Origin of the sequence: Brevibacterium zhoupengii (genome assembly GCF_021117425.1) — a bacterium.
Lineage (GTDB): Bacteria > Actinomycetota > Actinomycetes > Actinomycetales > Brevibacteriaceae > Brevibacterium > Brevibacterium zhoupengii.
This window is the reverse complement of sequence record NZ_CP088298.1, coordinates 157,722-182,169: the sequence shown is the minus strand read 5'-3', so window position 1 is coordinate 182,169 and position 24,448 is coordinate 157,722. Positions and strand designations below refer to the sequence as shown.

Below are 24,448 nucleotides of genomic sequence, written 5' to 3'. Positions count from 1 at the left end.
ACCGTGACTACGAGTCGCAGTCGACCGTGACTATGAGTCGTAGTCGACCGTGACCTCGTCGCTGACGGGGAAGGTCTGGCAGGTGAGGACGAAGTTCGCCTCCACCTCGGCGTCTTCGAGTGCGTAGTTGCGCACCATGTCGACCTCGCCGCCGCAGATCTTGGCGCGGCAGGTCCCGCAGACCCCGCCTTTGCAGGCAAAGGGCAGATCCGAACGCGATTCCTGTGCGGAGTCGAGGATCGTCTGACCCTGCGACATCGCCGAGGTGGTCCGTCGTCCGTCGAGGACGATCGTAACGTTGCTGGTGGCGCCCTCGACGACCTTGTCCGCGTGGACGACTTCCGGTGGCGGTTCGTCGACGTAGAAGAGTTCGAAGTGGACCTTGTCCTTGGGCACGCCGAATTCCGCGAGGACCTTGCGGGCGTCGCTGAGCATGCCGAAGGGTCCGCACAGCCACACATGGTCCATGTCGCCGATGGGCACCAGGTTCGTCAGCAGCGCGCGAAGCTTCTCCTCGTCGAGGCGACCGGAGAACAGGTCGACCTCCCTGGGTTCGCGGGAGAGGATGTGGATGAGGTCGAGCTGCTGGTTGCGGGAGTCCTTGAGGTCGGCGAGCTCTTCGGCGAACATCACGGTGTTCGTGTTCCGGTTGCCGTAGAGCATCGTGACCGAGGCCTCTGGGTTGGACAGCACGGTCGTGGCGATCGAGAGCATCGGGGTGATCCCGGAACCCGCAGCGATGCACAGGTGCCGTCCGCCGAGTTCGGCGTCGGCCTGAAAACTGCCGCTGGGCGGCTGCACTTCGATGGTCTCACCAGGGCGGACATCACGGACGAGCCATTGGGAGAAGAGTCCGTCGGGGATCTCGCGAACGCCGATGCGCGGATTCGTTCCGGCCGGAGCGCAGATGGAATAGGAGCGGCGGTGCTCGGCCCCGTCGATCATCCGGCGCAGGGTCAGGGACTGGCCTGCGGCGAAGTCGAAGAGTTCCGCGTACTCATCCGGAACGTCGAAGGTCACGGCTGCCGAATCTTCGGTGAGGTGGTCGACGGACTTCACGGTCAACGGGTAGAAGCTCGACCGGGAGGCGCCCTCACCCTTGACGGCCGGGTCGCTCGGCTGGGTTCCGTTGGTCGGCTGGGTCGTGGAAGCCGCCTCGGCGCTCTGATTGATCGTCTCGGTCATCTCAGATCTCCTTCACGTGTTCGAACGGTTCGAGGCAGTCGTTGCATTGGTACATCGCCTTGCACGCGGTCGGCCCGAACTCGGAGGACAGCTTCACATTCGCCGATCCGCACAGGGTGCAGACCAGGGCTCGCTTCGTGGGCATCAGGGTCAGTGCCACGGGCCCCTGATTCCTGGGCGCCTGCCCGGGTGGGGAGATGCCGGCGCCCTTGAGTGCTTTCCGCCCTTCCTCGGTGATCCAGTCACTGGTCCAGGCCGGAGTCAGGGACACCCGCACCTCGGCGTCGGGGAAGCCCGCGTCCTGGAGTTCACGCTGCAGGTCATCGCGCATCGTCGCCATCGCCGGGCACCCCGAGTAGGTGGGGGTGATCGTCGTGACGACGTGTCCGTTCTCGATCGTGACATCACGAAGCACGCCGAGGTCGACGAGCGTGAGCATCGGCATCTCCGGATCGGTCACGCGAGCCGCGGCGACGCGGGCACGATCGAGCGCCTCGGCGTCGGTGGCGTTCTGGGCTGACCCGCTGTCCTGGGTGGCGGACATCCGGGTCTCGAGTGTTGCGGTCACCATTGTCCTTTCGGGTACTGGCGGGCGACGACCTGCATGTCGGCGAGCATCTTCGACAGTGCTTCGGTGTGCAGTCCGTCGCGGCCCTTCTGTCCTCGCACTCCGGCCAGCGCGCCCCGTTCGGGGCGGTCGATGCCGGCTGCGGCGAAGACCTGGTCGAGGATGACTCCGGCCTCATCGGCCACCTCGGCGGGATCGACACCGATTCCGGCGGCGGCCACCGAGGCTTCGATCGGGTGGGTCTCGAAGAGTTCGTTCCACAGGGGCCAGAGCCCATCAAGTGCCTTCAGGAGGCGGGTCTTCGACTCTTCCGTCCCGCGGGCCAGAGTGAGGACCCAGCGGCCGGCGAAGTCGCGGTGGTAGGACATCTCTTTGACACCTTTGACCGCGATGGCTGAGAGCACGGAGTCGCGGCTGGACTGGAGGCGTTCGAAGATCGCCAGGCGCCAGGTGGAGTAGATGAGGATCTTCGCGACCGCCTCGGCGAAATCACCGTTGGGCACCTCGGCGAGGCGAACGTTGCGGAACGCCAGGTCCTCGCGGAAGTACGCGAGGCGGTCCTCATCGGGAACCGGTGAGTCTTCGGGCAGCTCGGGCACGAGACTCGGATCGGCGGCCGCCGTGCGGGCGAGCAGGAGCCGGGACTGGCCGAGCAGGTCGAGGGCAATGTTGGCCAACGCGATGTCCTCTTCGAGGTCGGGCGCGTTGGAGCACCATTCGGAGATCCGCTGGGAGAAGACGAGGGCGTCGTCGCCGAGCATGAGGCAGTAGGCGGCGAGGTCCTTCGGGTCGACGCCGGAGGGCACGGTGGTGTCGACTCCGGCCAGGGGGTCTTCGAAGTCGGTGCCGAAGGCCCAGTGTGCGTCGTTGACGAGCAGGCCCGAGTAGGCGTTCTCGTGGTCACCGTGCTCGATGTTGGCGCCGGCCTCGTCGTGGTCGACGTTGATGGAAGGTTCCTTGCTCATCGTCAGACCCTCCTCACATGTGGGGGACATCGTCGGGGATGTCGTAGAAAGTCGGGTGGCGGTAGACCTTGTCGCCCGCGGGAGCGAACATGGGGTCCTTCTCATCGGGGCTCGAGGCCGTGATCGACGAGGAGCGCACGACCCACAGGCTCACGCCTTCGTTGCGGCGGGTGTAGACGTCGCGGGCGTGGCGCAGGGCCATCTGGTCATCGGGAGCGTGCAGCGATCCGACGTGGACGTGGTTGAGTCCGCGCTTGCCGCGCACGAAGACCTCATAGAGGGGCCATTCGCCGCGGACGCTCGGGGTCCCTGCGGTGCCGGAGTTGGTGTCTGCGCTCATTTGGCGGCCTCCTCGGAGGTGGTGTTTGTGGTGTCAGCGGCGGCGCTTTCGGCGTCGGCCGCGGAGTTCTCGGCGAAGGCGAGCGCGGCTTCACGGACCCATGCTCCTTCGTCCCAGGCGCGCTTGCGGTGGGCCACTCGCTGTTCGTTGCAGGGGCCGTTGCCCTTGACGACGGCCCAGAACTCGTCCCAGTCAGGGGTCGAGAAGTCGTAGTGGCCGCGCTCTTCGTTCCACTTCAGGCCCTCGTCGGGGAAGGTCACGCCCAGGGCCTCGGCCTGCGGGACGGACATGTCGACGAACTTCTGGCGCAGCTCGTCATTGGTGTGGGTCTTGATGCCCCACTCCATCGACTGCTCGGTGTTCGGTGAGTCGTCATCGGGTGGGCCGAACATCATCAGCGAGGGCCACCAGAAGCGGTTGACCGATTCCTGCACCGAGGCGCGCTGCTCTTCGGTGCCGCGCATCATGGTCATCAGCAGTTCGTAGCCCTGGCGCTGGTGGAAGGACTCTTCCTTGCAGACGCGGATCATGGCGCGCCCGTAGGGGCCGAAGGAGGTCCGACACAGGGGCACCTGGTTGCAGATGGCCGCACCGTCGACGAGCCAGCCGATCGTGCCGACGTCGGTGTAGGACAGCGTCGGGTAGTTGAAGATCGAGGAGTACTTCTGCTTGCCGGCAATGAGCTTCTCGGTGAGCTCGTTGCGGGTTGCGCCGAGGGTCTCGGCGGCGGAGTAGAGGTAGAGGCCGTGACCGGCCTCGTCCTGGACCTTGGCCAGCAGGATCGCCTTGCGGCGCAGCGAGGGTGCACGGGAGATCCAGTTGCCTTCGGGTTGCATGCCGATGATCTCCGAGTGAGCGTGCTGGGCCACCTGCCGCACGAGAGTCTTGCGGTACTTCTCCGGCATCCAATCGCGCGGTTCGATCCTGTCCTTGGCTTTGATCGTCGCCGCGAACTGAGCCTCGAGCTCTTCCGCGTCGAACTGGTTCTCATTGATCTGCGTTGTCATGACCACTCCACCCTTGGATGTGCCCTTCCGGCTTCTGCGTTCGGTCCGCCCATCGTATGTCCGACGCACCGGCGAAACCATTTACTGACCATTTGTTCTGTATTGTTCACTATCAGTGTGGCACACCGCACGCCGAGGTGCAACGCACAGGATGGTGGGCGACGGCCCCGCTCACCCGGGTGCACTCCGCCGGACGTGGGATAGGCTCGGCACATGAACGGCAAGGAAGCTGATGTTCTGGTCAGTTCATTCTCCACCCGGGAATGGCTCATCTTCGGCGTCTTCATCGGAGCGCTTGGAGTCGCGGGCCTCGTCACCGGAGTGATATTTCCGAACCCTTTCCTCTTCGTCGCCGGCGCAATCCTCCTCGCCGGTGCCGTGATGCTGATCCTCAGACTCTCCACCCGACTCCGGACCGCCTCGGCGCTCATCGCACTCGCCGTGGCTACCATCCTCATTGCCACTCCGGCACTGGTCAGGGCGGGGCTGACCGCGAGCTCCGTGGCCTGGACGGCAGAGGTCAGCACCGAGGATTCTGCGGTCATCGACGGCCAGATCTACAAGTTCTCTCTCGACCAGTCCGACGGGGAGAGTCGGCGCACGATCCGTCGCCTCAACGCGGACGACGGATCCGTGGAGCAGACATGGAACACCGATGCGCGCAGCCGCCCATCAGTCACCGCCGACGGCGGCATCGTGTTCGCGTCGACGACCCCAGCAACGCACGGCGACTGGCTGACCATCACGATGCTCGATTCTCAGGGCGACCGATTGTGGCAGACCACCATCAGCAGCGGGCCAGATTCCGAGCCCCACATCACGGCTGCCTCGGGCGGATCTGCTCACGTGGTCACGTGCGAAGAACCGGAGGAGGAGACGGGGTCGACAGATGACCGAAAGTCGTGCCGCATCAACACCATCGACGACTCCGGTGAGGTCATCGACGAGCGCAGAGTCGACGGCGAACAGCACTTGACCAACAATAAGATCTGGACCGAGCTGCCCGGCGCGGGGCTGCTTCGGGTGACTCTGGTCGCCGACGGTCTTGGCGGGACCGATATGTATTCACCGACGAGCATCGGCCCGATCGCCGAACTGCCAATCAAAAAGGGCACTGATCAGCACACTTCGCAGCTGACTCGCGACCTGCTCGTCACCGCTGAGCAGCTCAGTGATCGGCGGTGCCGGGTGGTGTCCACATCCCTCGACGACGGAGACCAGGCCTGGTCTATTGCCGTGCCGTGCACGTCCGATACATGGATGCTGCTCTGGGAGAACATCGAAGGGGCTGGCCCGATCTACCTCGGAATCGACGAATCCGGCGAGGCCAGCACCCTCCAGGCACTCGACCCGACAACCGGGGAGCTGACGCCGTTTCCCGATGCAGCACCGCGGCACAGTGACCTCTTCGATTCGGGGGCGCGGAGCCTCGTGGAGGAGGCCACGGCTGGTCGCTTCGTTCTCGCAACCCGCGACGGGCACGTCACCGTACGGGATTCGACGTCCGATTCTCCGCCCGTCGAATTCGAGGTCCCAGGATCAATCAACGCCCCTGCTGCCGCCAACGGAGATGTGCTGTCGGTCGTCTCGAGAACCGGCAGGAGCACCTCGTACCCGGCGGTGGTGCACAATCCCTACCTGGTCTCTCGCCTGCCCGGCGCAGATCGCTCGGAAACTCTGTCCTCCATTGCGCCCGACGCCAACGACCCGATCTACCCCCAGCTCGTCACTGTCGTCGATGCCAGTACCGGCGAAGAGCGCTCGTCAACAGTCTTCACGTCACGGATCGCCGACCTCACCGTTCTGCCCGAAGGCCAGACGGTCGTTTGGACCGACGATGGAACACTCACCGTCATCAACGGCTGAATTCCTCGAAACACCACCCGCATTCGACCTCCGACTTGACAGAGACGCCGATCACAACCATATTTATTGACCAGATGGTCGTTTATTCTTCGAAGGTGCCGCGACCGGGAACTTCGGACTGCTGACAGCCATCGTCCACATAAGGTCACCACTGCCCAGCCAGTGATCACCACAGCAATCAGCGACTCGAAGGGGAGCCTGACATGGGAGAGCCCAGTCCCGAGGCAACGACAACAGCTCGCACGGCGACGTCTGTCGACAGCACGAGCGCCGAACCGGGCACGGACAGCGAGCAGCTGACCGGCGCCGCGGCGATGTTCGCCAACGACCGTGCCTCTCAGCACCTGGGCATCACCGTCGATGATCACGGCCCTGGCTGGGCGCAGTGTTCTATGACGATCACCGACATCATGGCCAATGGGCACGAGATCACCCACGGCGGCTACATCTTCCTCTTCGCCGACACCACCTTCGCGATGGCCTGCAACTACCCCGGTTCGATCACGGTCGCCTCGGGCGGAGACATCGACTTCCTCAAACCCACCTACGTCGGCGACAAACTCATCGCCCGCGGCAAAGAGATCGTCAAACAGGGCCGTTCCGGCATCTACGACATCGAAGTCACTCGCGGAGAAGAGATCGTTGCAACCTATCGCGGACGCTCCCGCACCCTGCCCCCACCGAAGCCTGCGACACCATCAACCTGACCCACCCCAGAACCCCCTCACCCGGCACTCCCCCGAAACGGCGCCCCACCTCGGCGCCCCACGAATTGCGAAGCACAACAGGATTGACCAAGGAGACAACGATGACTGACACCGAACTCGACGCCGGACAGCGCATGAGCCTCGACGAGCTGCGTGCCGACCAGCTCGCGAACCTCAAATCCACGGTCACGAAGGTCTACGAGAAGGTTCCGTTCTACAAAAAGGCCTTCGACGACCTCGGCGTGACTCCTGCGGACATCACCAGCCTCGACGACATCTCCAAACTGCCATTCACGAACAAGCAGGACCTGCGCGACAACTACCCGTTCGGGATGTTCGCCGTTCCGCGCGAAGAGGTCGCCCGCGTCCACGCATCCTCGGGCACGACGGGACTGCCGACCGTCGTCGGCTACACACTCGGCGACCTCGACAAATGGGGCAGCCTGATCGCCCGTTCGATCCTCGGCGCCGGCGGCAAGCGAGGCCAGATGATGCACAATGCCTACGGCTACGGCCTGTTCACCGGCGGCCTGGGCGTCCACGGCGCCGAGCGCCACGGCTTCACCGTCATCCCGATCTCCGGCGGCCAGACGCAGCGCCAGGTGCAGCTGATCCAGGACTTCAAACCCGACATCATCACAGCCACGCCGACCTACCTGCTCACGATCCTCGACGAGTTCCACAAGCAGGGCATCGACCCGACCACGACGAGCCTGAAGACCGCGATCTGCGGCGCCGAACCGTGGACCGATGAGATGCGCAAGGAGATCGAGAAGTCCTTCAACATCAACGCCGTCGACATCTACGGCCTCTCCGAGGTCATGGGGCCCGGCGTGGCCTGCGAATCCGCCGTGACGAAGGACGGACCGACCATCTGGGAGGACCACTTCTACCCGGAGATCGTCGACCCCTACACCGGTGAGGTCCTGCCCGACGGCGAAGAGGGCGAACTCGTCTTCACCTCGCTGACGAAGGAAGCTCTGCCGATCATCCGCTACCGCACCCACGATCTGGCGAGTCTGCTGCCGGGCACCGCGAACCCGAACTTCCGACGCATCTCACGCATCACCGGCCGCTCCGATGACCTCATCATCATCCGCGGAGTCAACGTCTACCCGGCCAACGTCGAGTCCGTGCTCTTCGAGTTCGCCCACCTCAGCCCCCACTTCCAGCTCGTCCTCACCCGCCCCGGCCGGATGGACGAGGTCACCGTCGAGGTCGAGTGCCGCGAAGGCGTCGGCGCCGCCGAACTCGACGGCTTGGGCGGATTGGTCGCCGCTCGGATCAAGGAGCGCCTCGGCGTCTCGTCGACCGTATCGGTGCTCCAACCCGGCGAGCTGCCCCGCTCGGTCGGCAAGCTCAAGCGCATCATCGATCGCCGCGAAGGCCTGCGGTGAGCAGTCCGGTAAAGGCTGACTAGACTGATGCGCATGCCTGAAACAACCTCACCTGCGCAGACACCGGACCTCGAGACCGGTGTCGACCCCGATTCGGGCGCTGAGTCCGAGGCCGCAGCACCCAAGCGCACCCGTCGCGGACGGCCCGGCTACGACCGGGAGACGCTGATCAACAAGGCCACCGAGGTCTTCGTCACGCGCGGCTATGACGGCACGTCCATGGATACCGTGGCCCGCGAGCTCGGCATCACGAAGTCCGCGATCTACCATCACGTGAAGTCGAAGGAAGAACTGCTGCATCTGGCGATCAACCGTGGCATTCGCGCCCTTGACTCCGCGGTCGAGGCTGAAAGTCAGCGCCCAGGGCTGGACGCCCTCGAGCGTCTGCGTGCCGCCGTCCATGCCAGCGTTGTCATCCTCATCGAGTATCACCACTCCGTGACTCTGCTGCTGCGGGTGCGCGGAAACTCGGCCGTCGAGGTCGAAGCTCTCGAGCAGCGACGCAAGATCGACGACAAGATCCGCGTCCTCGTCGCCGCAGCAATCGAGGAGGGCGGGCTGCGTTCGGACTTCACCCCAGGCCTGGTCACACGCCTACTCTTCGGCATGGTCAACTCCATCACCGAGTGGTATCGCCCCAGCTACCCAGTCGACCCCGAGAGGATCGCCGACGCCGTGACTTCGATGGCGTTCAACGGCCTCGAGGTCTGAGGGTCAGCCGACTGAGAATCGGCCAGCTGACAGATGGTCAGTTGGGAGCGACCGTGTCTCCTAACCCGCGAACTCGCGCAGCGGCAGCCCGGTCACACCCACCTCGGCGACGAACAGGGCACCCGCCAGTGGATCTGCCGCGGTGTCCACATTCTCCTGCGAGGTGGTGATGAAGAGCCGATCGAGGTTCTCCCCACCGAACGTGCAAGCAGTGACCTTGCCGGCGCCGACTTCGATGATTCCGTCCAGGGTTCCATCGGGTCGGTAGCGGTGAACTGCGCCTCTGTTGACCACGGCTGTCCACACACAGCCTTCGCTGTCGACGGTGAGTCCATCGGGACGACCTCCGTCGGGGAGTTCGACGAGGATCCGACGGTTGCGCAGTCCCTCTTCGGGGTCGAAGTCGAAGACGGCAACCTGGCCCGTAGGCGTGTCGTTGTAGTAAGCGAGTGAACTGTCGGGACTCCATTCGAGGCCGTTGGATACGGTCACGCCCTCGAGCATGATGTCGACTCGGCCTTCGGGACTGAGACGATAGAGCGATGCCGCGCCGGGGCTCTGGTCGTAGGCTATCGATCCGCACCAGAAGTTCCCCCGCGGATCGCAGCCGCCCTCGTTCATGCGAATGCTCGGCGAAGTCCAGGCCTCGGGCAGGGGATCAATCTGCCCGTCGGGATTTTCGAGGGCGAAACCGCGCTCGATTCCGATGACCGCGCCACCGCCTCGGCGAGGGCGGACTGCTGCGGCGACCTCGGCGACGTGTCTGCGTTCGATCCGGTCATCACGCAGCGTCAGGATGTCGCCGGCGAGCATGTCGACCCAGCGCAGACCGCCCCAGGTCGGCGACCATGCGGGGCCTTCGCCGTGATAGGCGATCGGATCGGTGATCTGCTCGGCCCTCATGGCTGCTGCCCTGCATCTGACGACTGGTCTTCGTCTGACGACCGCTGCCCTGAACCTGGCTGCGGTCCAGGCGGCGGTTCCGAATCCGGGCCAGAGCTGCCCGCGGGATAGTCCTCCATTGGCACGGACCCATCCGCCCAGGCCTCGAGGACCGGGGTGAGGATCTGCCAGGCCAGTGTCGACTCCTCCGGCCCTGCCGCCAGATCCGCCTCACCCTCGAGGACGTTCTTGAGCACATGGCCGTATGGGGAGAACGCTGGCTTCGGCTGCTCACCGGTCAGACTCATCGGGGTCAATCTGTCTCGAGAGCTGCTTGTAGTGAGATCGAGTTCGACGTCGAAGGGTCCGTCGAGGCCGATCCACAGGCGCGAACCCTGCTGTGCAGCACCGACGGGGCGGAAGAGGATCTCGACGCCCTTGCGTGTTCGGTCGATCGCCTTTCCCGTGCGCAGACGGAACCGGGTACCTGCCCAGCGGGGAGAATCGATCTGCAGGACAACCTCGGCGAAGGTCTCGGTGTCGCGTTTCCCATCGACACCGTCTTCGTCGATGTAGTCAGGCACCGTCTTCCCCGCGGCCTCCGGTTCGTCGGCGAGCGTCCCGGCGGTGTAGCGGGCGCGACGGGTGGAGGTCAGAACGTCAGCGGGCGACAACGGTCGAACGGCGGATAGGAGTTCGATTGTGCGGGCCTGCAGTTCTGCCGCGCTCGGCCACCCCGATTCGATCCCCTCGGGCCGCTCCATGGCGCTCATCGTCAGCACCTGCATCAGGTGGTTCTGCAGAACGTCCTTGAGGGCGCCCGTGCTGTCGTAGAACCGGGCTCGCCCCTCGAGCGCGATGGCTTCATCCCACAGCAGCCGGAACTCCTCGATGTGTTCGCCGTTCCAGACCGCCTCGGGCAGGGGATTGGCGAATCGCAGTGCCAGCATCGCCTGCAGCGGAGCCATCCCGAGTGCATGGTCGACGTTGAAGACGATCGTGGCGGCCTCATCCCCGAAGAGCTCGCCGAGGAGGTCGTCCAGTTCCTCGGCTCCGCTGAGGTCATCACCGAAGGGCTTCTCCATCGCAATCCGACTGCCCGCCGGAAGGTCCGCTGCCGCCAGGGCTCTCAGCGCATCGGGCATGAGACCAGTGGGCAGTGCGAGATAGACGGTCACCGGGGAATCCTGTGCGTGGCCGGTCGCCGCGATGAGTTCGGCCATATCGGCAGGGTCGGTGACGTCCGCGCGCCTGTACCGGGTTCGGTCGAGGATCCAGTTGCGAGCAGTCTCCGGGTTGTCGGCGCCGTGTTCGGTCAGCTTCGCCTCGGCGTGGTCACGGTAGTCTTCGTCGCTTAGGTCCCGAGTGCCCGAAGCCATGAGCGAGAAGCTCCGCGGCAGCGCATCGAGCGCGGCAAGCTCCGCCAGCGCCGGCAACAGAAACCGCCCAGCAAGATCACCGGTGGCTCCGCAGATGATGAGGTTGGCGTTCACTGTGCTCTCCTGTCGACGGGCTTCTCTCGACGATACCCGCCGAGGCGCGCCCCTGTCCTCGCTGCAGTCTCTTCAGCCCAGAGCCGCCAGCCCGGCGGCCAGGACCCACCCCAGGGTCGCATCCATCTCATCGAGGAGCTCATCGCGTGGGGGCTGATAGTCGCTGATGACCCAATTGACGACCATCTGCACACCGGCTCCGACGAGCACGTCGCCAAGGACCTGCTGCTGGCTTACTGTGAGTTGGGGACCATCCACCGTCGCAGACAGACGACCAGAAAGTTCGTCGCCGATCCTTCGCCCCTGCCAGCGATACAGTTCGTCGACGCGCGCACTGACTCCCAGCACCTCGAAGAGGTGGACTCGTGCCTGCACCGGGTTCGCCTGTGCCCAGGTGAGGAAACCTGACATGAATCCACGCAGCACCGCTGCGGCATCCTCGCCGCCGCCAGCGAGGACCGAGACACGCAGATCGGCGACCACTCGCCCGTAGACCTCGCAGAGGAGGTCTTCCAAGGTGGCGAACGATTCGTAGAAGTAGCGTTTGTTGAGACCAGCCTCCGTACACACCGCGCCGACCGTTGCCGACCGATAGCCCTGAGTGCCGAACAGCGAGATTCCTGCCGTGACGAGCTGCTCGCGACGAGCACTTTCGCGCTGTTCGCGGCTGGCCCCGGCATACGGACGTCCCTGATCATTCACACTGTGATCTTGACAACAAAGCCCAGCGAATGCAAACTGGTACGACTTCGTACCAGAAAGGTCGGGCATGACATCCAGCACGTCAGGCAACACCGCACTCAACGCCGAACGGCGTGCGCGGGACATCGCAGAACTCGCCGAGGCAGAGGCATCGGACGCAGAGGCCTTCGACCTTGTGGTGATCGGTGGCGGAATCACCGGCGTCGGCGTCGCACTCGACGCAGCCTCCCGAGGTCTCAGCGTCGTGCTCCTTGAGCGCGGAGACCTCGCCTCTGGCACCAGCGGCTGGAGTTCGAAACTGGCCCACGGTGGCCTGCGCTACCTGGCGAAGCTCGACGTCCCGATTGCGTGGGAGTCCGCCGTCGAACGCGGCCACCTGATGAGCCGCATCGCGCCGCACCTGGTTCACCCTGTCCAGATGCTCCTCCCGCTGCACACCCACGTCGGCCATCTGGATGCCACGCTGATCGGCACCGGCTTCCTCGCGGGGGATGCGCTGAGAATGCTGGCGCGCACACCGAAATCACTGCTCCCTCGCCCCCACCGAATATCCTCCGCCGAGGTCCGTCGACTCGCGCCGGCCACGACCGCCACCGGGCTGCGCGGTGGGCTGCTCAGCTGGGACGGCCAGATCGTCGACGATGCCCGGCTCGTGGTGACCATGGCCCGCACCGCCGCGGCCCACGGGGCGCGCATCATCACCTACGCCTCTGCCACCGGCATCGAATCCGGACGCGTCCACGTCACCGATCAGCTCACGGGTGAGCCTCACACCATCCGTGCGAAGCAGATCATCAACGCCGCGGGCGTCTGGGCCGACGCCCTTTCCGACGACGTCGAGCTCGCTCCGAGCAAGGGCTCGCATCTGCTGGTTCGGGCCGAAAGCATGGGCAACCCGACTGCTGCCATCACCGCACCGGTTCCCGGCCACTTCGGCAGGTTCGTCTTCGCCGTGCCCTGGGACGACGGACTGGTCATGATCGGTCTGACCGATGATCCCCATGACGGGCAGATTCCTCAGCGGGCCCGACCGGACGCTGATGAGCGCACATTCCTGCTCGACATCATCAACGCCGTCCTGGATGATCCGCTCTCACCCGAGGATGTCGTGGGCAGCTACGCCGGGTTTCGGCCGCTGCTCAAAGGCAAGGCCGACTCCGGCGCTGACCTCTCACGCAAACACGCGCTGCTGCGCGACCCGCAGACCGACCTCCTCACCATCGTCGGCGGAAAGCTCACGGCCTATCGACGCATGGCCGAAGACGCAGTCGATGCTGCTGTCGAAGACGGTGGGCTCAACGCAAAGCCCTGCCGCACCAAGACGCTCAGCCTCGTCGGAGCCGGTGCACCGAGACCACGTCTTCCCGAACACCTGATCCGCCGCTATGGCACCGACGCCGAAACGGTTGCAGCATACGGTGCCGACAACTCTGCACTGAATGAGCCTGTCAGAGACGGCATTCCATTCAGCGGCGCGGAGATCAGGTTTGCCGTCGAACACGAACTCGCCCTCACCGTTGAGGATGTGATCGACCGCAGAACACGCTGGGGCCTCGTCGACGCCGATCGCGAGGACCTTGCCGCCGCCGTGCGCAAGCACGCCCCAGAGCTCGTTGAGAACTCAGACTCACCCGCGAGCACTGCCTCACCCGAGAACACTCATCACAACCAGGACGAAGGATGACACCTATGGACAACATCAAACCGAGGATGCGCTGGTGGGGCTGGGGCGAGGACGGGCATGACGGCCCGGTCAAGCCCGGCGCCAAGAAGATGCTGGCCGCGACATGTGGCTGGCCCGCAGGCGTCAACCTCCCTCCAGTCGAACTCGCTGATGTCCAGCTTCCCGAAGCTGAACTCTCCGCCGGCGCTCGTGTTCGCTTCGAAGCACTTCTGGGCGCTGAATACGTTCGCGATGATCACGCGACCCGTGTCTCGCACTCCGCCGGACGCAGCGTCCCCGACCTGCTGCGTCTGCGCAGCGGCGAGGTGCCGTTCGCTCCGGATGTCGTGCTCTACCCGGCCTCCGAGATGGAGGTCGACGAGCTGCTCACCATCTGTCAGGACGAGCGCATTGCGGTCGTGCCCTTCGGCGGCGGGACAAGCGTCGTCGCCGGTGTCGACGCGTTTCGCAAGGATTTCAGCAGCTGCGTCTGCATCAGCCTGGCCCGCCTCGATGAGATCCTCGACATCGATGAGGAGTCGCTGACGGCGACCGTTCAGGCGGGCGTATTCGGTCCGGATCTCGAGCAGAAGCTGCAAGCCAAGGGCTTCACACTCGGCCACTTCCCGCAGTCATTTGAGTTCAGCACCATCGGCGGTTGGGTCGCCACACGTTCAGCTGGTCAGCAGTCCACCGGCTACGGTCGGATCGACGAGAACGTGTTCGGCCTGCGCGCCTCGACTCCCAGCGGCCCGATCACACTGCGCTCGACTCCCGCCACCGCGGCGGGACCCAACCCACGTCAGCTCCTCGTCGGCTCCGAGGGCACGCTGGGCATCATCACCCAGGCAACGCTGCGCATCAAGCGCGTACCCGCGGCGACCCTGCCGGATGCCTGGTTCTTCCCCGACTTCCATTCGGGCGCGACGGCACTGCGCGAGATTGAGCAGAGTGCCGTACGCCCCGACATCGCAAGACTCTCTGACCTCAATGAGACAGAGTTCGGTCTGGCTCAGCTGGGCAGCGACGTTCAGCGTAAGGGCCTTCTCGCCTATCTTCGCGCACGCGGCGTCACGACGCCGTGCATGCTGGTGCTGCGCTACGACGGCCGCAAGTCGGATGCGAGATCGCGCCGGGCTGCGGGACGGGCGATCGCCAGGAAGAATAAGGGTGTCACCATGGGAGGCTCGCCCGAGACAGCCTGGGAGAAGCATCGCTTCTCGACCCCGTACCTGCGCGACCAGCTGCTGACCGACGGTGTCATGGTCGAAACGATGGAGACGGCCGCGCCGTGGAGCAAGATCGAGTCCCTGCACGACACAATCAAACAGGACATCGAGAAGTCTCTGGCCGACCGCGGCACGCCTGCCCTAGTCCTGTGCCACATTTCGCACCTCTACTCCGCCGGATGCTCGCTCTACTACACCGTTTTCGCCAAGCGGCAGCAAGGCCAGGAGATGGAGCAGTGGAAGGCGGTGAAGACCGCGGCCGGCAACGCCATGGTCAGCAACGGCGGAACGATCACCCACCACCACGCAACCGGAGCGGACCACGCTCCCTGGCTCCCTCAGGAGACCGGCGAGCTGTGGGTGCGGATGCTGCGCGCCGCCAAAGCCGAAGTGGACCCGGAAGGCATCATGAACCCCGGCAAGCTCATGAACGGTCCGGAGGCACTGTGAGCAGCGCACCGCCGCCGCTGTCGGTGCCCGTCATCCTCAACCCCGCCGCCCGCCATGGTGCGGTCCGGGAGAGGATCGAACCGGTCAGAGCAGCCTTCGCCGCCCACGGGATGACGGCGCTGCTGGTCGAGAGCACGAGCGAACAGCACGCCGGAGAGCTGGCCGCCCAATACGCGGAACAGAATGCACCGATCGTCGTCTCCTTGGGAGGGGACGGAATGGTGCGCGCGGTCGCTGCCGGACTCATCGGCACACAGACCGCTCTGGGCATCGTCGCCGGAGGACGAGGAAACGACCTCATCGGCAAACTCGGCATTCCGAAAGAAATCGAAGCCGCTGTCGCCATCATCGCCGAGGGACGCGACCGGTCCATCGATGTCATCGACTTCGACGGACGGATCTCCGTGGGCAATATCTGCCTCGGTCTGGACTCCGCGGTCCAGATCTATGCCGATTCGGTGAAACGAATCAAGGGGCACTGGGTCTACCTGTACGGCATCATTCGCGCAATCCTGCAGCCGCAGCGCATCGATCTGGCACTGACCATCGACGGAGAAGAGGTCGAATTCCGTGGGTACACGGCGGGATTCGCCAACTCCGGCCGCTATGGAGGCGGACTGAAGCTCTCCCCGAAGGCGAAGCTCGATGACGGCCTCATCGATGTCGTGCTGCTGCGGGACGTGTGGCTGCCTCGGCTGGCCGTCGAGCTCGTGGCGTTCACACTGGGACAGCGCGCCCTCCACCCGCACATCACCTTCCGCCATGCACGCGAGGTGACCATTGCGGCACGCGAGGGAGCCGCGCCGGTCGAGATCATCGCCGACGGTGATGCCGTCACCCACACCCCCGCCACGCTGTCCATCCGACCAGCGGCGCTGCGGGTGCGCGTCGCTCCTGCTCCTTCGCGACGAGGGTGAGCACGTCGTACTTCGCGACGGGTTCGTCATTCTGATTGACGACTTCCGCATCCCAAATGGTCCTCAAGATCTTGGCAAATGAGTACTGATATTGGTGCTCTCTTGACTCACAGGGAGAGATGGGGTCATGAGCTATCGACACGATCTTTGGGAGATCGCCGCAGAACAGCACGGTGTCGTCACGATCGCCGACGCCGAGAATGCGGGTGTGCCTGCCGAGGAAGTGCGCAAGCTTGCGCACCGTGGCGCGCTGAGAGCCTATGGCAATGGCGTGTACCTACACCGTGACATCCCAACGACCGATCTGACGCAGTACGAAGGCATCCCGGCAACGACTGCCCACCGTGCGCTGGAGGACCTGCGCACAGAGATGCCGCCCGAACGCTGGCGGTCGCTGGTCGAAGAGGCGAACCGACGTGAGTTGATTGGCGCCCGCGAGGCCCGACTATTAGACATGGCATAGCGTGCACGATGAGCACACCACCCAGCCGCTCGATGTCACATTGAACTCATCGGCCATGTTCGCCCTGTTTCACGCACTCACAGCGCAAACGGTTGGTAAGTTCGCCTCGACCGCTTGCAAAATTTCGAGACGAATTTACCAACCGTTGGCCTCTGAGCGCGAAACCGGGCGCCCGCGGCCACCCTGCGGGTGCGTGTCGCTCCTACTCCTTCGCAACCAGGGTGAGCACGTCGTACTTCGCGACAGGTTCGTCGTTCTGATTGACGACTTCGGCATCCCAGCGGACCTCGCCGTACTCATCGGTCTCACGTGGGGTGATGCGCTTGGCAGTCAGCGTGACCTTGAGCGAATCTCCTGGTGAGACCGGTGTGATGAAGGTCAGTCCCTCGAGGCCGTAGTTCGCGAGGACCGGGCCGGGGTCCGGCTGGACGAAGAGGCCAGCGGCGAAGGACACGATGAGGTAGCCGTGCGCCACGCGTCCGGGGAAGAACGGGTTCGCGGCCGCAGCCTCCTCGTCGGTGTGGGCGTAGAAGGTATCTCCCGTGAACTCCGCGAAATGCGAGATGTCCTCGAGCGTGACGGTGCGCCGCTCGGATTCGAGGGCATCGCCGACTCGTAGATCGGCCAGGGTCTTCGTGAACGGATGCTGACCGGTGCGGCGCTGCGCTCCGGCGACCCATTCGCCACCGATGGCGGTGAGCATGTCGGGCGAGGCCTGGATCGCGGTGCGCTGCATGAAGTGCTCGACGCCGCGCAGTCCGCCCATCTCCTCGCCGCCGCCGGCGCGCCCGGGGCCGCCGTGGATGAGGTTGGGCAGGGGTGAACCGTGCCCGGTCGACTCGCCAGCATCGTCGCGGTCGAGGACGAGGATGCGTCCGTGCCAGGGGGCGACCTGGCGGACGAATTCGGTGGCGAACTCGGCATCGTGGGTGACGACCGAGCCGACCAGGGAACCGCGCCCGCGAGCGGCGAGTTCGACAGCCTCGGCGGTGGAGGAATAGGTGATGAGCGAGGTCACCGGCCCGAAGGCCTCGACGTCGTGGACGGCATCGGCCCAGGGGTCGTCGGCCTGGAGCACAGTGGCGGCGACATAGGCCCCGCCGAGGTTCTGCGCCAGTTCGTCGGAGGCCTCGCGACCGCCGGTGAGGACGTGGGCCCCCGCCGAGGTGATCTCATCGATGGCATCGAGAACGTCGTTGCGCTGCTTGTCGGACACGACCGGTCCCAGCCGGGTGGACTTCTCGCGAGGATCGCCGACACTTTGGGTCTCCAGCTTGGCAAGGAGTGCCTCGGCGACGGCTTCTTTGTGCTGTTCGGGCACGAAGGTACGGCGGATCGCGGTGCACTTCTGGCCGGCCTTGATCGTCATCTCGGCGACGACGCCGGAGATGAAGAGGTCGAATTCCTCGGTGCCGGGGGCGGCATCGGGTCCGAGCAGAGAGAAGTTCAGTGAGTCCGCCTCGGCGAAGAAGCGAGTGCCGCGATCGCGCACGCAGTCCAGGCCGCCGAGGTGCTTGGCCGTATTCGCAGACCCGGTGAACGCGATGGCGTCCTGTTCGGCCAGATGATCGAAGAGCGGGGTGACGTCACCGGCGATGAGCTGGATGGCACCATCAGGCAGGAGGCCGGATTCGACCATGTCGGCCACGACGGCGCGGGTCAGGTGGGCGGTGTCGGTGGCGGGTTTGACGACGACGGGGACACCGGCGACGAACATGGGGCCGAACTTCTCGAGCATGCCCCAGACGGGGAAGTTGAAGGCGTTGATCTGGAGTGCCAGACCCTGCCGGGAGGTCAGGATGTGACGGCCGACGAAGGTGCCGTTCTTCGACAGGCGCTCGATTCCTCCGTCAAGGTGGACGGTGGAGTTGGGCATCTGCCTACGGGCGACTCCGGAATAGGTGAAGAGGGTGCCGATTCCGCCTTCGATGTCGACGAACCCGTCACGCTTCGTGGTGCCGGTGGAAAAGGAGATCTCGTGGTAGTTCTTCGCGCGTTCCATGAGGTAGGCGCCGAGCTTCTTCAAGATCACGCCGCGCTGGTGGAAGGTCAGCTTCTGCAGTTCGGCGACGCCGGTGGTCCGGGCAAATTCGTCGACGGCGGCGAAGTCGATGCCCGACGAGGAGACGTGATGGGTCAGCTGCCCGTTCGTCGCGTCGTGGACGGCTCGGGCGCCTTCGGGGCTCCCGCTGGGGGTGTGCCAGTCGCCTGCCACATACGAACTGAGAATCTCGGTCATATCGTCTCTCCCTGGTCGAACTGGGTCTCCCGGTGCACGGCGGCCATCATCGGCCCCGCTGCCGCTTCCTCACAGCAATACTAACCAATCGGTCGGTTATTGTCATTGCCCGGCCTGGCAGGTGACACCGATCACCATGTGCACTATGCTCGAAGACAATTACTGACCATTCAGTCACCTGCCCGAACGCGCCGGCGATCACTCAGAGTCGAGGACCACCGCGTACGCCGCACCGTGTCGCACCACATCACCCCCGGGAGAGATCTCTCATGTCCACAGCTTCGCCCGCAGCGGCAGCCCCCTCCTCGATCACCCGCGAGGAACGCCGGGTCCTGGCCGGAACCCTCGTCGGCACCACCATCGAGTGGTACGACTTCTTCATCTACGCACAGGCCGCCGGCCTCATCCTCTCGGTCCAGTACTTCGGCCCGCTGGCCTCGGACAACCCGGCCCTCGGACAGATCATGGCCTGGGCCTCGCTGGGGATCTCCTTCCTGTTCAGGCCACTGGGCGCGATCATCGCCGGCCACCTCGGCGACCGCATCGGACGCAAGAAGATGCTCGTCCTCACGCTCATCCTCATGGGCCTGGCCACCTCACTCATCGGGCTCCTGCCCAACTATGCGGCCATCGGAATCGGCGCACCCATCCTGCTCACGCTGCTGCGGATCCTGCAGGGCTTCTCCGCTGGTGGAGAATGGGGCGGTGCCGCACTGCTCTCGGTCGAACACGCACCGGTGAACAAACGCGGACTCTTCGGCGCCTATCCGCAGATCGGCGTGCCCGTGGGCATGATCCTCGCCACCGGCGTGATCTGGATCCTGACCACCGTTCTCACCACCGAGCAGTTCGCGAGCTTCGGCTGGAGGATTCCGTTCCTGTTCTCCGTCGCCCTCGTCATCGTCGGCTACTACATTCGCCGCCAGGTCGAGGAATCCCCTGTCTTCGCCGAGCTCGCCGAGCGCCGTGCCGAGTCCTCGGCTCCGCTGTCGACGCTGTTCAAGAAGAACACCAAGGAAGTCATCCTCTCCGCCCTGATCTTCATCGGCAACAATGCCGTGGGCTACATGATCATCGCGTTCTTCGCCGCCTATGCCTCGCGGCCCATCGACCAGGGCGGCACCGTCGGCCTCGACCGGGCACCCGTGCTCCTGGCCACGACTCTGGCGAGCTTCGGCTGGCTGGTCTTCACCATGTGGGGCGGTGCCCTGTCGGACAAGTTGGGTCGCGTGCGCACCTTCCAGGTCGGCTACATCCTCCTCATCCTGTGGCTGGTCCCGACGTTCCTCATGATCGATATGGCCAATATCTGGATGTACGGCATCGGCATCTTCATCCTCACCGTCGGCATGGGCCTGTCCTATGGCCCGATGTCTGCGATGTACGCGGAGATGTTCCCACCCCAGGTCCGCTACTCCGGCGTCTCGATCGGCTATGCCCTGGGCGCGATCCTCGGTGGTGCGTTCGCTCCGACGATCGCCGAGACCCTACTGGCTCGGACCGGCTCCTCGCTGTCGATCGCGGCCTACATGATCGTCGTCTGCATCATCTCGCTCATCGCCGTCAGCCTGGTCAAGGAGACCAAGGGCGCGTCCCTGGGCATCGTCAAGCACACGAGCTGAACGCGCATGCCCGTAGGGTGGAGTCGAAACCGATCACTTTTGGTGCAGCAGGCCAGTCTGCAGACTGGCTTCTTGCATCAAACGTGATCAGCCTGTCCGTTCTCAACCAGCCTGTCCATTCTCAACAATGAGAGTGCACAATTTGAGGAGGCTCCGATGACGCAGTTGGCCTATCCCGATATCGAAGCGGCCGCAGCCAGAATCTCCGGAAGGGTGCGACCGGTCACGGTGGCCTCCGCTCAGCCTGGCCAGGCGCCCGCAGCACCGACTCCGACGGCCGCGACCTGGTCTGCCCCACCAGCCAATGACCCGGCGGGGTCCGGGGTTCATTTCGCGCTCGAGTTCATGCAGTACACGGGATCGTTCAAGGCCCGCGGGGCACAGAACTTCATCCAGACCCACTTGGCTGAAGGCACCCTCCCCGAGGCCGGTGTCACGATCGCCTCGGGTGGAAACGCGGGTCTGGCGTGCGCGTGGGCTGCCCGCGATGCCGGTGTTCCGGCGACAGTGTTCCTGCCCGAGAATGCGCCCGCCGTCAAGGTCGAGCGGCTGCGCGGCTATGGCGCCGAGGTGCGTCTGAGCGGTTCCGAGTTCGCCGAGGCGGCCCTGGCCTGCGAAGAGTTCGTCAAGTCTTCAGGGGCGCTGGCTTCACATGCCTACGACAATCCGCTCATCGCCGCCGGTGCCGGGACGATGATGACCGAGATCCTCTCTCAGATTCCTGACCTCGATACGGTGGTCGTCTCCGTGGGCGGTGGGGGTCTGTTCGCGGGAGTGGCCACGGCTGCGACGTTCCATGGGGTGCGCACGGTCGCCGTCGAACCGCGGAACTGTCGGGCGTTCAATGCCGCATTGGAGGCGGGCGAACCCGTGGACGTGTCGGTCGATTCGGTGGCCGCGGACTCTTTGGGTGCCCGGCGAGCCACTCCCCTGGCGGTGGCTGCCGCGCAGAGTGAGCTGGTCACCTCGGTGCTCGTCGACGATGAGCAGATCGTCAGCGCCAGGCGTCACCTGTGGGGTGAACATCGTCTGGCGCTTGAGCATGCGGCGGCGACGGCGCTGGCGGGAATCCACGGATCTGAGGACTCAGGCGTCTACGTGCCGGGGCCGGATGAAAAGGTCTGCGTCGTCCTGTGCGGGGCGAACACCAGCCTCGGCGATCTCTGAAGAACGCAGAGTTCGGCGCTAGCTGCGCTGTTTGTCCTTCGACCGGAAGGCCTGCTTGATCAGGGCGAAGATGGCGACCGCGACAACGAGGGCGATGATCGCCTTGACGAGGAACCAGGCGATCGAGAACGCGACGTTGACGACCCACCACGCGATGATGATGGCGAGGATCGCGCCAACGATGCTCCATACGGTACTCATCTTCATGCTTCAAGACTAAGCCGCGTGGTCTGAGCGCGCAATGACGCGAGACACGGAGCAGCTCACACAGCCACGGCGCGCTGCCGAATTGCGCGGGCCGACCAGCGTCCGTCGGCGTAGCCGACGTCGATCGGATGTTCGAAGGCCGCACTGACCTGGTCCGTTGTGAGCACCTCGGCGATTTCGCCGGAGGCAGAGAGGCGACCATGGGAGATCAGCATCGCGTGCGACGTGGACTCCGGGATCTCCTCGAGATGGTGGGTGACCAGCAGCGTTGTCAGCTGTGGCGAGGTCACGGAGAGCGAGTCGATGGTCTCGAGCAGCTGCTCGCGGGCGGCTACGTCGAGGCCGGTGGTCGGTTCGTCGAAGAGGAGCAGCTGGGGATCGGCGATGAGCGCCCGGGCCACCAGGGCTCGGCCTCGTTCCCCTTGTGACAGGATCTTCCAGCCCGCGTCCGCACGGGAGGTCAGCCCCACCTCGGCGATGAGATCATCGGCCTTCGCAATCTGCTCGGCACTCGCCCCCCAGCGGAAGGGGCGCTCGACCGTGCCGGTCAGTCCGGTGAGGACGACGTCGCGCACGGATAGGTTCGAGCGCAGCGGATGGCGCGGATTCACGTGGCCGATGTGGCGACGCAGAGCCTGAAGTTCGACGCGGCCCATCCGCTCGCCGAGGATGTCCACGATCCCCGAGGTCGGGAAGACCTGCGCGGAGGCGAAGCTGAGGATGGTTGACTTCCCGGCTCCGTTCGGCCCGATGAGGACCCAGTGCTCGCCCTGCCCGATCGCCAGATCGATGCCGTGGAGGATCTTCGTCTCCCCACGCCGGAACGTCACATCGTCCAACTTCAGGACCGTCTTTGCCACGTCGTCCACACTCTCTTCCCACATCAAGATCGCTCGGCTCCGCTCAGGAGCCGGCTCCGTCAGGGAGCCGTTGTCGATTCTAGATCCGGGCCTCGCCGAGGTGGTCCTCCCCGGGCACAACCATGTTCCACATCCTGGATCGCTGAGTCGCGACCCAGCATGACGAGAGCTCAGTGCAGGGTCGGCCGGTAGACGAGTTCGTGGGTTCTTCCGTCGAGCACTGTGGATTCGAGAAGTTCGAGGTCGAAGTCCTGCGTCCCTGCGAAGATGGGCTGGGCGCCCGTGCGACCGGTGATGACGGGGTAGATCGTGACCTGCACTCGGTCGACGAGCCCTGCCTCCATGAGCGCCCGGTTCATCGACAGGCTGCCATGCGAACGAATCGGGACCTCGGACTCTTCTTTCATCCGCTCGACCACCTCGAGAGCGTCACCGGCGGCCAGGGTCGCTCCCGGCCAATCGAGCGGTTCACTCAGCGAGTTCGAGACGACGGTGGTCGGGCAGCTGCGCATCGCGGTGACCCATGGGTCGAGCACATCGGGGAAGTCCTCGGCATTTGCGAGCATGGCGGTGAACTCGCGGAAGGTATTCGCGCCGAGGACGAGCCGGTTGGGTTCGCTGTAGAGTTCGAGTCGGTGGTCGAGGAGTTCAGGCCCCTGTTTGCCCCAGTACCCTCCCCAGTCGCCGTCGGGACTGATCGAGGCGAACCCATCGAGGCTCGAGAACACGTCGAATGTGTAGGTGGCACTCATGATTGCTCCTCACAGAGCGTAGGCAGTAAGTTCAGTGTGCGCTCCGCAGTCGGCGATGGCCAGACCCACCTCCAACAGACGAGGCCGAGTGGGACCATAATGGAGGCATGCACAACGGCGGCGACCCTCAAGACGAACACCGGATGAAGATGCGTGGGAAGATCCTGCGCCGCTCCGCATCGTTCAACGTCGCCCACGCCGTCGACGACCTCGAACCCGGCACCGGCGCCCAGAGCATTCAGCGAGCGCTGACGCTGCTCAACCTCGTCGGCCTCATCGCCGGCGAGCGCAGCAACGGTGCCAGCCTGTCCGAGGTGGCCTCCATCAGCGGCCGTCCCAAGGCCAGCGTCCACCGCATGCTCCAGGCGCTCATCGCCATGGGCTACGTCGAACGCCTCGAGGAGGGTGGGTACCGCCTCGGCGTGCAGTCGCAGATCCTCGGTCAGCTCGCCCAGAAGTCGGTCGACCCCCTGGTCACAGAGTCGGAGTCGAGCCTGCTGCGCCTGGCAGAACTGAGCCAGGACACGGCCTTTCTGACCCTGCGCACCGGCAGCTACTCGATCTGCGCCCGCCGCGAGGAGGGTTTCGGCGAGATACTCAACAATGCCTTGTCCGTGGGTGATCGCCATCCACTGGGCATCGGCGCCGGCAGCCTCGCGATCCTCTCCGAGCTCTCCCCCGCCGAGGTGGACGCCCAGTTTGAGGCCAATGCGCAGATCTTCGCCGAGCGGTACCCCAAGGTCTCCATCGCAGCACTGTGCGACATCATCGACCGCGCCCGCGTCGACGGCTTCGTCCACAATCCCGGCCTCTTCGCCCAAGGGTCATGGGCCGTGGGTGTGCCGCTGAAGGTCCGCGGCAGCCGACCTCGAGCAGCCCTGTCGATCGCCAGCGTCCCCGACCGCGTCACCGGCGCCCGCGTCGAACGGCTCGTCGCCCTGCTTCGCCGCGAGGCTAAGACCATCACCGAGGCCCTCAGCGACCACGCGGATCCCTGAGCCTTCCCCTAGCCATCGAGCGGACCACTTAGCGTCGAGCGCGCAGGTCGCGACTGAC

At 65.0% G+C, this 24,448-nt stretch carries 23 protein-coding genes; 11 read left to right on the top strand and 12 right to left on the bottom strand.

The window, feature by feature from the left end:
* Window positions 1-30: 30 nt before the first annotated feature.
* Genes paaE through paaA form a run of 5 tightly spaced genes read right to left on the bottom strand, consistent with a single transcriptional unit; the run spans window position 31 to window position 4,065 of the window.
* A complete protein-coding gene (gene paaE / locus LQ788_RS00805; RefSeq protein WP_231444317.1) occupies window positions 31-1,185 on the bottom strand; it encodes a 1,2-phenylacetyl-CoA epoxidase subunit PaaE in 1,155 nt (384 codons plus the stop codon).
* Between the two features lies 1 nt (window position 1,186).
* Window positions 1,187-1,756, bottom strand: coding sequence for a 1,2-phenylacetyl-CoA epoxidase subunit PaaD (gene paaD, locus LQ788_RS00800; protein ID WP_231444315.1), 570 nt, complete (start codon window positions 1,754-1,756; stop codon window positions 1,187-1,189).
* A complete protein-coding gene (gene paaC, locus LQ788_RS00795) occupies window positions 1,750-2,718 on the bottom strand; it encodes a 1,2-phenylacetyl-CoA epoxidase subunit PaaC (protein WP_231444313.1) in 969 nt (322 codons plus the stop codon). The genes paaD and paaC overlap by 7 nt, the downstream gene beginning before the upstream one ends.
* A 13-nt stretch (window positions 2,719-2,731) precedes the next feature.
* Window positions 2,732-3,058 (bottom strand): 1,2-phenylacetyl-CoA epoxidase subunit PaaB, encoded by a 327-nt coding sequence (paaB, locus tag LQ788_RS00790; RefSeq protein ID WP_009882064.1) that lies wholly within the window; start codon window positions 3,056-3,058, stop codon window positions 2,732-2,734.
* Window positions 3,055-4,065, bottom strand: coding sequence for a 1,2-phenylacetyl-CoA epoxidase subunit PaaA (paaA, locus tag LQ788_RS00785; protein ID WP_231444311.1), 1,011 nt, complete (start codon window positions 4,063-4,065; stop codon window positions 3,055-3,057). Before paaA ends, paaB begins: the two co-directional genes overlap by 4 nt.
* 213 nt (window positions 4,066-4,278) lie before the next feature.
* On the opposite strand from paaA, the gene LQ788_RS00780 reads away from it, so the two are divergent.
* From LQ788_RS00780 to LQ788_RS00765, 4 genes are all read left to right on the top strand, one after another.
* Entirely contained in the window at window positions 4,279-5,931 is a 1,653-nt protein-coding gene (locus LQ788_RS00780) for a YccS family putative transporter (protein WP_231444309.1), read from the top strand.
* A gap of 203 nt (window positions 5,932-6,134) precedes the next feature.
* The gene (gene paaI / locus LQ788_RS00775; protein WP_231444307.1) at window positions 6,135-6,638 is read left to right on the top strand and encodes a hydroxyphenylacetyl-CoA thioesterase PaaI; all 504 of its coding nucleotides are present in this window, start codon (window positions 6,135-6,137) and stop codon (window positions 6,636-6,638) included.
* 101 nt (window positions 6,639-6,739) lie between these two features.
* Window positions 6,740-8,035, top strand: a complete 1,296-nt coding sequence (gene paaK, locus LQ788_RS00770; RefSeq protein WP_069599190.1) for a phenylacetate--CoA ligase PaaK — start codon at window positions 6,740-6,742, stop codon at window positions 8,033-8,035.
* Between the two features lie 33 nt (window positions 8,036-8,068).
* On the top strand, window positions 8,069-8,746 hold the full coding sequence (locus LQ788_RS00765) for a TetR/AcrR family transcriptional regulator (protein ID WP_231444305.1): 678 nt from the start codon (window positions 8,069-8,071) through the stop codon (window positions 8,744-8,746).
* 60 nt (window positions 8,747-8,806) lie between these two features.
* On the opposite strand, the gene LQ788_RS00760 is transcribed toward LQ788_RS00765, so the two are convergent.
* The 3 genes from LQ788_RS00760 to LQ788_RS00750 form a co-directional block, all read right to left on the bottom strand.
* Complete coding sequence (locus tag LQ788_RS00760) at window positions 8,807-9,649, bottom strand: SMP-30/gluconolactonase/LRE family protein (protein ID WP_231444303.1); 843 nt, start codon at window positions 9,647-9,649, stop codon at window positions 8,807-8,809.
* The gene (locus LQ788_RS00755) at window positions 9,646-11,121 is read right to left on the bottom strand and encodes a glucose-6-phosphate dehydrogenase (protein WP_231444301.1); all 1,476 of its coding nucleotides are present in this window, start codon (window positions 11,119-11,121) and stop codon (window positions 9,646-9,648) included. Before LQ788_RS00755 ends, LQ788_RS00760 begins: the two co-directional genes overlap by 4 nt.
* A 72-nt stretch (window positions 11,122-11,193) precedes the next feature.
* Window positions 11,194-11,823: a TetR/AcrR family transcriptional regulator gene (locus LQ788_RS00750; RefSeq protein ID WP_231444299.1), complete on the bottom strand. Its 630-nt coding sequence runs from the start codon at window positions 11,821-11,823 to the stop codon at window positions 11,194-11,196.
* A 67-nt stretch (window positions 11,824-11,890) separates the two neighbouring features.
* Here LQ788_RS00750 and LQ788_RS00745 point away from each other — a divergent pair, with 67 nt between their 5' ends.
* From LQ788_RS00745 to LQ788_RS00730, 4 genes are all read left to right on the top strand, one after another.
* Window positions 11,891-13,507 carry a glycerol-3-phosphate dehydrogenase/oxidase gene (locus LQ788_RS00745; RefSeq protein ID WP_231444297.1) on the top strand — a complete coding sequence of 539 codons (1,617 nt, stop codon included), beginning with the start codon at window positions 11,891-11,893 and terminating at the stop codon, window positions 13,505-13,507.
* 5 nt (window positions 13,508-13,512) lie between these two features.
* Window positions 13,513-15,165, top strand: a complete 1,653-nt coding sequence (locus LQ788_RS00740) for an FAD-binding oxidoreductase (RefSeq protein ID WP_231444295.1) — start codon at window positions 13,513-13,515, stop codon at window positions 15,163-15,165.
* Window positions 15,162-16,082 (top strand): diacylglycerol/lipid kinase family protein, encoded by a 921-nt coding sequence (locus tag LQ788_RS00735; protein ID WP_231444293.1) that lies wholly within the window; start codon window positions 15,162-15,164, stop codon window positions 16,080-16,082. The genes LQ788_RS00740 and LQ788_RS00735 overlap by 4 nt, the downstream gene beginning before the upstream one ends.
* Before the next feature lie 127 nt (window positions 16,083-16,209).
* Window positions 16,210-16,545, top strand: a complete 336-nt coding sequence (locus LQ788_RS00730; protein ID WP_231444291.1) for a type IV toxin-antitoxin system AbiEi family antitoxin domain-containing protein — start codon at window positions 16,210-16,212, stop codon at window positions 16,543-16,545.
* Between the two features lie 202 nt (window positions 16,546-16,747).
* On the opposite strand, the gene paaZ is transcribed toward LQ788_RS00730, so the two are convergent.
* Complete coding sequence (gene paaZ, locus LQ788_RS00725) at window positions 16,748-18,784, bottom strand: phenylacetic acid degradation bifunctional protein PaaZ (RefSeq protein ID WP_231444289.1); 2,037 nt, start codon at window positions 18,782-18,784, stop codon at window positions 16,748-16,750.
* 269 nt (window positions 18,785-19,053) lie between these two features.
* Here paaZ and LQ788_RS00720 point away from each other — a divergent pair, with 269 nt between their 5' ends.
* Together LQ788_RS00720 and LQ788_RS00715 are read left to right on the top strand one after the other, a co-directional pair.
* On the top strand, window positions 19,054-20,406 hold the full coding sequence (locus LQ788_RS00720) for an MFS transporter (RefSeq protein ID WP_231444288.1): 1,353 nt from the start codon (window positions 19,054-19,056) through the stop codon (window positions 20,404-20,406).
* 156 nt (window positions 20,407-20,562) lie between these two features.
* Window positions 20,563-21,573, top strand: coding sequence for a threonine/serine dehydratase (locus LQ788_RS00715; RefSeq protein WP_231444285.1), 1,011 nt, complete (start codon window positions 20,563-20,565; stop codon window positions 21,571-21,573).
* Window positions 21,574-21,591: 18 nt separating this feature from the next.
* Here the strand turns inward: LQ788_RS00715 and LQ788_RS00710 are convergent, their stop codons facing one another.
* From LQ788_RS00710 to LQ788_RS00700, 3 genes are all read right to left on the bottom strand, one after another.
* Entirely contained in the window at window positions 21,592-21,780 is a 189-nt protein-coding gene (locus tag LQ788_RS00710) for a hypothetical protein (protein WP_231444283.1), read from the bottom strand.
* A 56-nt stretch (window positions 21,781-21,836) separates the two neighbouring features.
* On the bottom strand, window positions 21,837-22,640 hold the full coding sequence (locus LQ788_RS00705) for an ABC transporter ATP-binding protein (protein WP_231444282.1): 804 nt from the start codon (window positions 22,638-22,640) through the stop codon (window positions 21,837-21,839).
* 170 nt (window positions 22,641-22,810) lie between these two features.
* Entirely contained in the window at window positions 22,811-23,392 is a 582-nt protein-coding gene (locus LQ788_RS00700) for a dihydrofolate reductase family protein (RefSeq protein WP_231444280.1), read from the bottom strand.
* 107 nt (window positions 23,393-23,499) lie between these two features.
* On the opposite strand from LQ788_RS00700, the gene LQ788_RS00695 reads away from it, so the two are divergent.
* Window positions 23,500-24,390 (top strand): IclR family transcriptional regulator, encoded by an 891-nt coding sequence (locus LQ788_RS00695; RefSeq protein ID WP_231444278.1) that lies wholly within the window; start codon window positions 23,500-23,502, stop codon window positions 24,388-24,390.
* Window positions 24,391-24,448: the final 58 nt, after the last annotated feature.